This is a genomic window from Trichocoleus sp. DQ-A3 (assembly GCF_039961975.1).
In the GTDB taxonomy this organism is placed as follows: domain Bacteria; phylum Cyanobacteriota; class Cyanobacteriia; order Cyanobacteriales; family FACHB-T130; genus FACHB-T130.
This window is the reverse complement of the sequence record NZ_JAMPKC010000001.1, coordinates 63462-76197: the sequence shown is the minus strand read 5'-3', so window position 1 is coordinate 76197 and position 12736 is coordinate 63462. Positions and strand designations below refer to the sequence as shown.

Genomic DNA, 12736 nt, shown 5'->3' with positions numbered 1-12736 from the left:
AGTTTTGTAGTAATACAAGTAACTCATCTATAAAAAGATACGGTAGCCGTTATGAAGATTGTTCTACACACTTATGGTTCCCTAGGCGACCTGCATCCTTATATAGCGATAGCCCTAGAATTAAAGGCACGCGGGCATCAAGCAGTAATTGCCACAGCTGGGTTCTACCGTAACAAAATCGAAGCGGCTGGTCTTGAGTTCCACCCAGTCCGTCCCGATTTTCCCACAGACGTTGAACAGCAACGAGAACTTGTGCGTCTGATCATGGACAAGCAAAACGGTACAGAATACGTCTTTCGCCAAGCAATCTTACCCTATGTCCAAGAAACTTATGAGGATCTGATGTCGGCAGTGCGCGATGCAGACCTGTTGGTGACGCACCCCCTCAGCTTCGCAGCAACGCCCGTTGTTGAGAAAACGGGAATTCGTTGGGTTTCCAGCGTACTGTCTCCGATGTCGTTCCTCTCCGCCTACGATCCCCCAGTGGTGGCGACTTTCCCCAGTTGGCTGAATCTACGCATACTTGGCCCTGGGTTTAATGGAGCGCTCATCCGCCTCGCTAAAAATCGTTTCAGCTCGTGGGATGAACCCCTGCGACAGTTACGGACACAGCTTGGTTTATCTCCCCTTGCTGATTCTATGTTTGAAGGGATGAACTCCCCCGACTTAGTGCTGGCTTTATTTTCAGAAGCTCTCGCAACTCCTCAACCCGACTGGCCAAAACAGACTTGCGTTACCGGATTTACTTTCTACGATCGCAATGGCAATACTGGTCTATCTCCGGAACTAGCGTCATTTTTGGATGCGGGAGATCCGCCAATTGTGTTTACTTTGGGAAGTTCCGCCGTGTGGGTTGCTGACAAGTTTTACCTCGAAAGTGCCAAAGCTGCCTTAAAGTTGGGTCATCGGGCTGTATTGCTGGTTGGCAACAATAACCCCTCTCTGCCAAAAGAGTTGCAATCTAAAGATATTGCTATTTTTGACTACGCTCCCTACTCGGAACTGTTTCATCGGACTGCTGCTATTGTGCATCAAGGAGGCGTGGGCACAACCGCGCAGGTATTGCGTTCCGGTCGCCCGATGTTGGTTGTACCCTTTAGTAACGACCAACCAGATAATGCAGCACGCATTACTCGTTTAGGAGTCGGACGGACTATTGATCGCGATCGCTACACAGCTTCCCGTGCGGCTAAGGAACTCGATCGCCTGTTGCGCGAACCTCGCTACCAGGCTAAAGCCGCAGAAGTTGGCAATAAGGTACGAGCAGAAAACGGGGTTAAAGTTGCCTGCGATGCAATCGAAGCACAATTGAAAAAAGATAAGAACGCTACCAACCTTCAAAGTGCGTCCGTCTCGCCTGTTTAACTATTTTGTGGATAGATGCGATCGCGCTTTAGAAGATTAGAGCGATTTTGGATAGACGCGATCGCACCTTTGAATCAGGAAAATTTTTCAAAAACTTAATGACTAAACAAGGGGATTCTATTCTATAACTTTATGTTATAACATATGTAGTTACTATCCAATTAAGAGGTGATAGTATGCATACTCTAAAGATTCGACGGATTGGCAATTCTTTAGGAGCAACCTTCCCTAAAGAAGTATTACAGAAGCTAAATGTCAGTGAGGGAGACAGCATTTTCCTGACAGAAACTCCAGATGGAGTTCAAATAACTGCTTACGATCCTGATTTTGAAGCCGCGATGCAGGCTTTTGCAGAAACCCGCAAAAACTACCGCAATGCCTTTCGTGAATTAGCTAAATGAAGGAACCCAGATGGGTGCCTGAGACAGCAGTAAGCGCCATACATGAAGAGCTAATTGCAGAACATGGGGGGAGGTCTGGATTGAGAGATGCAGGGTTACTTTCAGCGAGTCTAGCCAGACCTCGGCACTTATTCTCTTACAGTGAAAATGCAAAGCTGTTTGATCTGGCAGCAGCCTACGGCTATGGTCTGGCAAAAAATCATAGTTTCGTCGATGGCAACAAGCGAATCGCTCTTGCTGTCATCGACGTTTTTTTATGACTGAATGGCTATAAATTAGTGGCACCAGAACCAGAAGCGGTAGTAATGATGATTAATCTTGTGGATGGTGTGGAAGATCAAGAGAGCCTATCCGCTTGGATTGCTGAAAACTCCCAAGAACTCTAAATCCTCAACTGTGCAGTAAACGGGAACCAAGGAGGGATGCGATCGCGATCACGCCTTTCGGCACATCAACACCAAAGCCAACAATATGCAAAATCTCTTGTGTTGCCAAATCTTAATTATCAACAGCTTGGGTTGTTTCATCGCTTAACCCTCTGCTAAAGAAGACTTAGATTATCTTCACTGAAACCATTGCACTTACCGGAATCAGATTCAAGTAACTGATTTGTGGGGCTATGGTGTTTTAATGGGATGTGACCGCCCTCTATCATAAGATTTATCTACGAGCGATCCTATCCAAGACATATCAGCACCAAAATAAAATGTGCTGATGTTGAACTTCCACTCTTTACTCAATTGTCGCAGTTTCTCTTTGTCTGTGTTCTGTCTGTTATATCTGTTCTAGATACTCTCTCCCACGCTCTGTAATTCTTACATAGTTCCTCAAATTTCCTCCATCTTTCATTGAACCAATGTGTTTTTCCGGAAGACTTTCGATAAAGCCTAGTGTGCGTAAGCGCCGCAATTCCTGTTTGAAACTTTGTCGTTTTACGTAATCGAGGACTGGCTCATTGCTTGCTAACCTTTTGAGATGCTTTAGCTCGTCTTCATTTAGCAAGAATTTATTGATAATTTCTTTTTGCTGAGGGTTGGCAGCCGCCTTCTGCTCCAGCTCCGCTAAGCGTTCAATCAACTTCTTATGGGCATCTAAATTTTCTTTTTGCCTTTCTTGTTCTTCCTTGATCTCATTGAGTTCTACTGTTACTTCGCCATCTTTGTATTGTAGCTTGGCTAATCTTTCTACCAAACCTGAATTAAACAACAGGATAATGGTAAAAATTGCTACGTCCGTCGGTTCAACTTTTTTGATTCGTCCGAATGGAACTAAGACTAAGTAAACTAAAGCTACAACAGTGACTATTTTTAATAGCCACCCGTTGAAATTATTTTTGCTCTTACCCTTAAGGCTGGTATCCTGCTCGAAATTATCTTTCTGACTTATAATATTCATGTCTCGACAACCAACTCGCCGCGTGAATCTTGCTTTTTCACAGATTCACTCATTTACATACTGAAGTTGCAGCGAACTTTCCGGACTTTTTTAGCAGATAGACGCGCAAAACACTAAATGCTTTTATCTCTCCCAGAAGAGTAAGTGGCATTGCCTACTTAAGCGATCGCATCCTCGTTCGGAAGGTGTCATCTAGGTCAAATGAAATTCGCTTAAGTAGTAGGATGTACAAAAGTTAACCAGCAAAGCTTGAGAATATCGGGATCTATCCCCCTTTCTTTTAACTTGGCAATTAGCGATCCAAGCTGTTGTTGTGCTTGTTCAGCTTGCTCTTCAGGAGTGGGAAACCGAATTCCCTCGCAGTCATACCAGTACAACCATTCCCGCGTCCATCCCTGATAAGTGCCTCGTCCGCGTCCAATTCCCAAACCAATCTCATTAGCTCTATCTGTCATGTAGTAGATACCCATGTTTAGCCCAAAAAACCAGTCCATACGCTCTTGCTGGAGCAAAGCTAGAATTGCTCTTAGCAAGTGGAGAACTAGGTTTTACAGTTCATTATCCACAGGGGTATCGTCAGAATCTGGTAGTTCTGCTGAGGATGGCAGATCAAGGAACGGGTCGTACTGGACCATGACGGCTTTGCCTAGACTGACTGTCTGATCTTAACCAAGCATGAGTGGCATTAGCTCAGCATAAAGTAAAGATTTTAAGCTTAATTGTTAAGCTAGCCGGAAGGTTGAGCCGTTGAGATGTAGACCTCTTGTTAGCGGGTCATATAGGGGTAACTCTTGGGGTTTCCCCTCCGATGAATTACCTGCAATGAGGAAAGACATTATGCCAGTTTCAATTCCTGATACAGATTCGCTGTCTTCCCGTCTTGCAGATGATAGTACAGATAAATCCTTTCAACAGATAGGCACAATCGTGAGAATTTGGTTACGGTTTCTGGTTGTCGTAGCATTCGTACTGGGAATAGCCGGATGTGGCGTGATTAATCTCTCTGGAAATGAACCACTTCCAGCAGTTCCTTCTCTAGCGACGCCGCAACTCCCAGACTGGATTGAGGAAATTAGTCCATCTGGGGAGGTTGAACCTTTAGCGCAGATTCGCATCCGATTTAAAGATGCTTTGATTCCTGTTGAGAGTCTTGATAGCCCCGATCAACAGCAAAAGCTAAAACAATTTGAGATTTTGCCGCCGCTACCGGGACAATTTCGATTTTTGACGCCGCGAATGGTGGGATTTCAAGCCAACAAAGCATTGCCGAAAGCGACGCGAGTCAGAGTCACTCTGAAAGCTGGTTTGGCGGATCTAAAAAATCATCGTTTAGAGAAGGATTTGGCTTGGACTTTTAATACTGAACCGATTAAACTAACTAATTTACCGACTACTAATCCTGAAAATCCTGATAATCAAGCTATCGATTTAAAGCCAACTCTAAAATTTAACTCAAATGTAGAACTGGATATCGCTTCAGTCCAAGAGCATTTGAAGCTAATTCCGGAAGGAAAACAGAAGGATATACGGCTGAAAGTTGACTTAGAAAAAAAAGAGACACCCTCAGAGAATGAACAGCCACAGGAGAAACTTGACCCTTCAACCCGCAACTGGACATATAATTTAGTACCGCAGCAGACTTTAGAAAAAGCGACTCGTTACCGCTTAGAATTTTCTCCGGGTTTGCGTCCTACTCGGGGTAATCTACCTAGCGAGATGTCTTATGTTAGTCAGCTAGCCACTTATTCGCCTTTGAAGTTACTGATAATTAAATATTACGGAGTACCCGATGCCGGAGGTACTTATGGTCGGTTTGTCAAAGGAAGCCCTCAACTGCAATTTAATAACGGGCTTGATGCCGATTCAGCGATTGAGAATATTACTGTAACTCCTGCGCCAAAAGAAACTCCTAAATTGGTTCAAGTTCCTGATGGAGAAAGTCTTGTTAGTCTCAACCCTTGGGCATTAGAACCTGCCACTACTTATACAATTACTATCGGTAAAAAACTCAAGGATAAGTTTGGGCAAACATTGGAAAAGCCAGTTACGCTCAAATATGAGACAGGCGACGTAGCTGGAGATATTTGGGTACCATCAAATCTAAATATTTTCCCATCTGGTAAAAATTTACAGTTAAATGTTTCCACTGTAAACTTGCCAGAATCAAAGTATAAAGCGGCTTATCGGGTATTGCAGCCGACAGATTTAGTTTATGTAGATTCCGCTTATCCCAAAGGCGATGGGAATGATTTATTACCGAATCCCACTTCTTGGCAAAGTGTCAAGGTATCGAGCAAGAAAAATCAGTTAATTGATGTACCTGTTCCCATCCAGGAAAAACTGGGTACTGCTACGGGAATGTTAGCTTATGGAGTTCAGGCGCGAACTAATCGTTATGAAGAAAATGGTAAGCAACAATGGCGCGAACCGACGACTTATGGAATGGTGGAATTGACTAATTTGGGAGTATTTGCACAGTGGTTCCCTGATTCGGGATTGATTCGCGTGCATCATCTCTCAGATGGTTCTCCCGTAGCATCTGCACCTATAGAGATTTATGAGTCGAAATTAGAGGCAAAATCTCGTCCTCAACCCGTACCTTGTGCATCAGGGAAAACGGATGAAGCGGGGACATTACTGTTGCGTCGTGAGGATATGCAGCAATGCACAAAATCCAGTTCTGGATTTGAACAAGGGCCTAAATTGCTCGTAATTGCTCGTGAAAATCAAGATTGGGCATTTGTCCGCACGGAAGAATATAGCGGTGCTTATGGCTATGGCGTTGATGCTGGATGGGATGATGGGAAGCCAGTATCGCGGGGGGTAATCTTCTCGGATAGACAGCTTTACCAGCCAGGGGAAAAAGCATCGTTTACGGGTTTTGCCTACTACTTACAAAATGGAAATATCCAGCAGGACAAAAATGCTAGTTATAAAGTCACTCTCCTAAATCCAGATGGTAAAAACACGGATTTAGGTACTCAAAAAACCAATGAATTTGGAAGTTTTTCTCTAGAAGTACCGTTTAAGACTAATCAACCGCTTGGCTATTATTCGATTCAAGCGAAAGGCAAAAGTGGTGTAGAAGTTTTGGGTGACTTTCGGGTTGCCGAGTTTAAACCGCCTAATTTTAAGGTTGAGCTAAATCTAGATAAAGAATTTGCTCTAAAAGACCAGCAAGTTGAAGCGAAATCCACGAGCAATTACTTATTTGGTGCGCCTGTAGAAGGCGGGAAGGCGGAATATTACGTCACGAGATCGCAAGCTGATTTTAAACCGAAAGGGTGGGAGCAATTTTCCTTTGGGCGACAGTGGTTTTGGCCTGAGGAAAGTCCGACTGTTTCCAGTGATGTGTTGCAATCAAATCAGGTATTAGATGGTAAGGGGAACAGCCAAATTGTCAAGATAGCGAAGGATGTGCCTTACCCGATGACTTATCGGGTGGATGTGCAAGTCTCCGATGTGTCGAATTTGTCAGTATCGGATTCTAAGACATTTACGGTATTGCCAAGCGATCGCTTAATCGGTTTACAATCCAATTTCGTTGCGGATGCGCTTCAATCTTTACCCGTCCAAGTTATCGTTACCGATCCTACAGGCAAGGCGATAGAAGGACAACGGGTGCGCGTGGAACTGCAACAGATGAAATTTAGCAGCGTCACGCGGGTGGTAGAAGGCAGTAATACTGCTAAAAATCAGGTTGAATATAAGACAGTTGCACAGACCGAAGTAAAATCTGGAAATAATCCTCAATCTGTGTCGCTGACACCTCCGGAATCGGGTTCTTACCGGATTCGAGCAAACTTTGCAAATACCAAGGATGAAGTTACCGCAACTGATTTGCAAATTTGGGCGACGGGTGGCAATGCGGTAAGTTGGGGAGAAAGCGATCGCGATCGCTTAGAAGTCAAACTTGACAAAGACACCTATAAACCGGGTGAAACGGCTACCGCTTTAATTCAATCTCCTTATCCGGAAGCCGAGTTATACTTTGCCGTTGTCCGCGATAAACCCCTGTACAAGACAATTACCAAAGTGAAAGGGGGTGCGCCGCAAATTCAATTCCAAGTAACGCCGGAAATGCTGCCAAACGCCGCAGTAGAGGCGGTATTGGTTCGCCAAGGCATTCCCCTAAGTCAAGTGGAACCTGGAAGCTTAGAAAACTTGGTGCGGATTGGGTTTGCTCCTTTTAAAACTAACTTGGATGATAAGTATTTAAAAGTCCAAGTTACCCCCATTCAAACGCAACTAGAACCGGGTGTCCCAGAAACCGTACAGCTAGAACTCAAGGATGCACAAGGCAACCCAGCCCAAGGACAGTTTACCGTCATGGCGGTAAATGAAGCGGTGCTGCAACTGAGCGGTTATCGTCCGCCGGATTTGGTGCAGACTGTTTATGCAGAGCAGCCGATTTCAACTCGATTTAGCGATAATCGTCCTAATGTGGTGGTGCAACCAACCTCAATGACGAAACCGAAAGGTTGGGGTTATGGCGGGGGACAATCAGCAGGCGCAGCGAATACCCGCACCCGCAAGGATTTCCAAGCCTTAGCTTACTACAACGGCTCTGTTCTCACAGACCCGACAGGGAAAGCAGAGGTGACATTTAAGTTGCCGGATGACTTGACAACGTGGCGGGTGATGGCAGTTGCTACCGATGGTAATCTGCACTTTGGAAACGGCGAAGCGACATTTATCACGACGAAACCGCTGCTGTCTAACCCGATATTGCCGCAGTTTGCACGGCCGGGCGATCGCTTGGAAGCTGGCTTATCGGTGACAAACAATACCCAGCAAACCGGAAATCTGGCAATCAATGGTGTGGCGAATGGTTCTCTTCAGTTTGCAAATAAAGCCGCTAATCTGCAAACGAAAGCAGAATCTGGTACTCGTGCTTATCGCTTTCCCATCGTGGCGGGAAGTCCCGGTAAATCTCAGGTGAAGTTTACCACTCAGTTGAATGGAACGGCTGATGCATTTGAAGTGCCTTTGGAGGTAAAAGCGCTAGAGATTACCGAACAAGTCGTAGAAAGCGGTACAACTACAAATCAGGTGAAAATTCCCCTGAATGTGGATAAAAAGGTTGTCCCTGATGCGGGAGGTTTGGAGATTTCCCTTGCCAGTACGCTGATACCAGAAATTACCGCACCGGCGCGTCAAGTATTGCAGGATGAGCAATTGCCATTTTTGGAACCAGCGGCGAGTCAATTAGCGATCGCATCCAGCTTGCAAACGCTTTCTCAAAAATACGGTCAAACCTTTGCACAATTCAACCCGACTCAACAAGCGAACCAATCTCTAGAACACCTGCAAAAACTCCAGCAACCGGATGGTGGATTCGCTGCTTGGCCTGGTCAACAGAAGTCCGATCCGTTAGTATCTCCTTACGCAGCTCAAGCTTTGGCAAGAGCCTCGAAAGCGGGACTGACGATAGAACCGAGAATGGTGTCTCGCTTGACGACTTACTTGAAGAAAATTCTTGCAGACCCCGGTCAATATGATTTTTGTAAGCAACCACTCTGCAAGAATCAGGTGCGACTAGAAGCACTCTCTGCTTTGGCGGAACTGGGAGAAAAGCGCAATGACTTTCTTGCAGACATCTACGCACAGCGCAGTCAATTCGATCCGGTTACGCAGATTAAGCTGGCGCGTTACCTATCTCAGTTCCCAGAGTGGCAAGAAGAATCTCAAACTCTGTCGAAACAATTCCAGCAGAATATTTATCAAACGGGTCGCACTGCTACGGTAAATTTACCCCAAGGTTTATCTTGGCTCAACTCGGCAACAACAGCGCAAGCTCAAGCTTTACGCCTTGCGATCGCGCAAAAGAGTAACCCAGAAATCTTAGATCGGTTGTTGCAAAGTCTCCTCGCACTGCGACGAAATGGCACTTGGCAGAATACCTATGACAACGCTCAAGCACTCACGGCTTTGGTGGAATATAGTCAGACGCAGCCAACACCGCCTAACTTTGCCGCAACGGTGAAACTCGCTGGCAAAAAATTGACATCGGCGCAGTTTAAGGGATACACCAACCCCAGCCAGGATTCTAAGGTGCCGATGACCCAGTTGCCACGCGATCACCACGATCTGATTGTGCAAAAATCTGGTCAAGGCACGTTGCACTACTTGGTTGCCTACCGCTATCGCCTACAGGGAAATCAACCGGGAAGATTTAACGGCTTACGGGTGACACGCGAAATCCGTCCCGCTAGTGAAGAAAAGGTGTTGCGAAAGCTCAGCCTCTATGCTTCTGATGAGCCGTTGACGGTGAAAAGCGGTCAGGTGTTTGATATCGGTTTGGAGATTATTACCGATCGTCCCGTGGATCGTGTGGTCATTAGCGATCCGCTCCCAGCCGGGTTTGAAGCCGTGGATGCAAGTTTCCAAACTTCTACGGCTGCATTGCAGGCAAAAGAGGATAACTTTGGCTTCAAAACGATTTACCGCGATCGCATTGTTGCATATAGCGATCGCCTGGAAGCTGGAGTCTATTCCCTGCACTACCTCGTCCGTTCCGTCACTCCAGGGACTTTCCTTTGGCCTGGTGCAGAAGCCCATCTACAATATGCCCCAGAAGAATTTGGACGCTCAGCTTCTTCTACTTTGAAAGTGTCAGATTAGAGCGCCAAGGAAACATAAAGCCCAGATTCCGCAGGTTGCTGGTAGAGTCAGAGGTATTTTTAAGCAATGACTCAACAGCCCACCAACATCCAAGTCAAAGATATCGATCATTTAGGCATCGTGGCAGGCATCATCGACCAGATGAGTTGGGTCGATGAAATTAATCAATTAGTCGGCACACACTCACTTGAACAAGTGAGTACAGGACAAGTCCTCAAAGCAATGATTCTTAATGGTCTAGGCTTCGTGGCTGCTCCGTTGTATCTGTTCGCTCAGTTCTTTGAAGGGAAAGCCACGAAGCATTTGATTGGAGAGGGAGTCAAGCCAGAACACTTAAATGATGACCGATTGGGACGAGCCTTGGACAAATTCTACCAAGTGGGAGCGACTCAAGTGTTCACAACTCTGGCAATGAAAGCGGTAGAACAGTTTGGGGTATCGGTGACAAGCATCCATCTAGACTCCAGCTCATTTCATGTAGATGGAGAGTATGTATCCGAGTGTAGCGAGAACTCTTCGAGCCAGGAGTCTGCCGCCACTAGTAATTCGGAAACCTCAAGCGAGTCAGCTAGTCCTCAAGAGCCGGAAGGGGACGAACCAAAACCGATCGCTATTACCCACGGTTACTCAAGAGACCACAGACCTGACCTCAAACAGTTCATCATCGATACGGTTTGCACGGCTGATGGAGATGTGCCGTTGTTCCTGCGCGTAGCTGACGGCAATGAAGATGACAAAACCAGCTTCACTAAACTATTTGAGAAATTTCGAGAGCAATGGACATTTGAAGGTTTGTGTGTTGCTGACAGTGCCTTGTACACGGCTGACAACTTGATAGCGATGAAACAGCTCAAGTGGCTAACACGAGTACCCCTGACCCTTGCTCAAGCCAAGGTAGTCTTGTTGGAGATTCAAGCCAATGAATGGCAGACCAGCCGCCTCAAAGGTTATCGCCTTGCCGAGCGTCAAAGCTGCTATGGTGGGGTCCAACAGCGCTGGTTCATTGTGGAGAGTGAACAGCGTAAACAGGCTGACATCCAGCAATTGCATAAGCGCATCGACAAAGAATATAAGCAACAATCAGTTAAACTTCGGCAACTCTCAACTCAAGAGTTCGCTTGTGAACCTGATGCTCGTGCGGCGGCAGTGAAGTTCGAGCAATTGTTGAAGTACCACCGTCTAGAAGACCTCAAATTCATCCCTCAAGCTTACTACGATAAAGCTGGTCGCCCCCGCCAAGATGAAGCACCCAGCCGTATCACTTATTCTGTTCAAGCCACTGTGGTTCCTAACCCAGAAGTGATTGAAGTGGAGATGCTCCGAGCCGGTCGCTTTATCCTCGCGACTAATGTTCTAGATGCTATCGAGCTGAGTCCAGACCAGGCGCTGAGTGAGTACAAAGACCAACAAAGCAATGAACGGGGGTTTCGTTTTCTCAAAGACCCGTTGTTCTTCACCTCCAGCATCTTTGTCAAGTCTCCCAGACGTGTGGAAGCTTTGGCGATGGTTATGGGACTGTGTCTACTAGTCTACGCTTTGGCTCAGCGCCAGTTACGTCAAGCTCTAGAGCAGACCGACGAAGCCATCAACAATCAAGCGGGTAAGTTAACTCAGCGTCCTAGTTTGCGTTGGGTGTTTCTGAGTTTCCAGGCGGTGTATCTGCTGATTGTCGATGACCTCAAGCAGATTACTAATCTCACACCCGAACGACGGAAAATTCTCCGCTTTTTGGGAACCGATGCCAGTCGTTATTATCAACTCTGTTGACCTAACAGCTTGATTTGGCGTAGCTTGCCGTTGACTCCTCTTTCAAAAAATCTCTTTGACTCTACCCAGAACCTGCGGAATGTAGGATAAAGTTTCTTCCCGGCTGACGTTAGGGAAGGAGAACTATGGGGTGCCATCATCTGTTTTGCGAATGATGGCACCTCTTTTTTACCTGATTTTGCCTTTTGTGTGACTTTTGCTTTTTAACTTTTGCTTGTTTGCCGATTAGTTTTGCCGCGATCGCCCTTTCTTTGCAAAGATTAGTTAGATTGTTATGCCACAACGGCAGTTATGGCGATATCAAGACTAAGTAAATTCATAAGGGAAGCAACATGGCTGGAAAAACAATAAATAGTAGTGCCAGTGGTTTTCTTGTTGTCCTCTTGCCATTGGCGTTTGCGATCGCCTTCCTGTTTGTAGCATGGCCTGTAGTGCTGGCACTGGTGTTGGTGGGCATCTGTTTAAGGCTTTGGCAAAACTATCAATGGCAAAAGTGGAGCCAGCAAGTCAATCCTTTTTTCCATCAGCTGATTCAGGAAACCCAAGGGCGCGTTACAGCACTCGACTTGGCAATGAAAGCGAATCTCTCTGGAGCAGCAGCGCAGCGGTACTTGGATACAAAAGCCCAAGAATTTGGGGCAAGTGCCCTTGACTATCAAGACAAAGGCAAAGTGTATTACTTTATCACTGCTAACACTCTAGGTAGCATCTTTGATGACAGCGAACCTTCCCGCCAATCTTATGTCAATGATGCTCCAGAAGCTGTGGCACCTGCCCGCAAAGAGCAGCAACCACAGGAATTAGCTGATGACGAGGAGTTTGAGGAACCTGAAAACGAACCCACTGACGAACAGAGGGCTTCTAAAGCGCTGATTCAATCTGAACTTGCAAGGCGGCTGGATGTTCATTCCAGTACCATTTACAAACGCAGGAGTGAACCATACTTCGCAGATTGGAGCCAAGGTCGAGATCCAGAAGGAATATCCTGGAGATTTGAACCCGATAGTATGCTGTTTTTTCCTATCGAAACCGAGTCTTAAAAGGAAAGCTGAACCGACTCCAAAGTAAAAGATAAATTTTCTGGAAAGAGGCTCAGTTTGGAAAGGCAAAAAGGGTAAGGGACGATTCCCTTGCCTTTTGCCGTTTTTAGGGGAGCTGCTTGCCAACAACTTGCCTATAACACG

General features: G+C 46.1%; 6 protein-coding genes and 2 pseudogenes. 6 read left to right on the top strand and 2 right to left on the bottom strand.

What is annotated here, in order from left to right; translation table 11 throughout:
* Positions 1-51: 51 nt before the first annotated feature.
* The 3 genes and pseudogenes from NDI44_RS00325 to NDI44_RS00315 all read left to right on the top strand — a co-directional run bounded on the left by NDI44_RS00325 (position 52) and on the right by NDI44_RS00315 (position 2152).
* Positions 52-1365 carry a glycosyltransferase gene (locus tag NDI44_RS00325; protein ID WP_190410044.1) on the top strand — a complete coding sequence of 438 codons (1314 nt, stop codon included), beginning with the start codon at positions 52-54 and terminating at the stop codon, positions 1363-1365.
* A 176-nt stretch (positions 1366-1541) separates the two neighbouring features.
* Positions 1542-1766, top strand: coding sequence for an AbrB/MazE/SpoVT family DNA-binding domain-containing protein (locus tag NDI44_RS00320; RefSeq protein WP_190410043.1), 225 nt, complete (start codon positions 1542-1544; stop codon positions 1764-1766).
* Positions 1763-2152 (top strand): annotated as a pseudogene (locus NDI44_RS00315) (type II toxin-antitoxin system death-on-curing family toxin). The gene NDI44_RS00320 and the pseudogene NDI44_RS00315 overlap by 4 nt, the downstream one beginning before the upstream one ends.
* Before the next feature lie 388 nt (positions 2153-2540).
* Here NDI44_RS00315 and NDI44_RS00310 read toward each other — a convergent pair.
* A complete protein-coding gene (locus tag NDI44_RS00310; RefSeq protein WP_190410042.1) occupies positions 2541-3161 on the bottom strand; it encodes a hypothetical protein in 621 nt (206 codons plus the stop codon).
* Positions 3162-3373: 212 nt separating this feature from the next.
* Positions 3374-3796, bottom strand: a pseudogene (locus tag NDI44_RS00305) (hypothetical protein).
* A gap of 202 nt (positions 3797-3998) precedes the next feature.
* Here NDI44_RS00305 and NDI44_RS00300 point away from each other — a divergent pair.
* The 3 genes from NDI44_RS00300 to NDI44_RS00290 all read left to right on the top strand — a co-directional run bounded on the left by NDI44_RS00300 (position 3999) and on the right by NDI44_RS00290 (position 12592).
* Positions 3999-9785 (top strand): alpha-2-macroglobulin, encoded by a 5787-nt coding sequence (locus NDI44_RS00300; protein WP_190410041.1) that lies wholly within the window; start codon positions 3999-4001, stop codon positions 9783-9785.
* Between the two features lie 66 nt (positions 9786-9851).
* The gene (locus tag NDI44_RS00295; protein ID WP_190410040.1) at positions 9852-11552 is read left to right on the top strand and encodes an IS1634 family transposase; all 1701 of its coding nucleotides are present in this window, start codon (positions 9852-9854) and stop codon (positions 11550-11552) included.
* Positions 11553-11884: 332 nt separating this feature from the next.
* A complete protein-coding gene (locus NDI44_RS00290) occupies positions 11885-12592 on the top strand; it encodes a hypothetical protein (protein ID WP_190410039.1) in 708 nt (235 codons plus the stop codon).
* Positions 12593-12736: the final 144 nt, after the last annotated feature.

What these genes read in the sequence shown, in the direction of transcription:
- NDI44_RS00300 (WP_190410041.1), top strand. Translation starts at nt 3,999, where the DNA reads ATGCCAGTTTCAATTCCTGATACAGATTCGCTGTCTTCCCGTCTTGCA.
- NDI44_RS00320 (WP_190410043.1), top strand. Translation starts at nt 1,542, where the DNA reads ATGCATACTCTAAAGATTCGACGGATTGGCAATTCTTTAGGAGCAACC.
- NDI44_RS00310 (WP_190410042.1), bottom strand. Translation starts at nt 3,161, where the DNA reads ATGAATATTATAAGTCAGAAAGATAATTTCGAGCAGGATACCAGCCTT.
- NDI44_RS00325 (WP_190410044.1), top strand. Translation starts at nt 52, where the DNA reads ATGAAGATTGTTCTACACACTTATGGTTCCCTAGGCGACCTGCATCCT.
- NDI44_RS00295 (WP_190410040.1), top strand. Translation starts at nt 9,852, where the DNA reads ATGACTCAACAGCCCACCAACATCCAAGTCAAAGATATCGATCATTTA.
- NDI44_RS00290 (WP_190410039.1), top strand. Translation starts at nt 11,885, where the DNA reads ATGGCTGGAAAAACAATAAATAGTAGTGCCAGTGGTTTTCTTGTTGTC.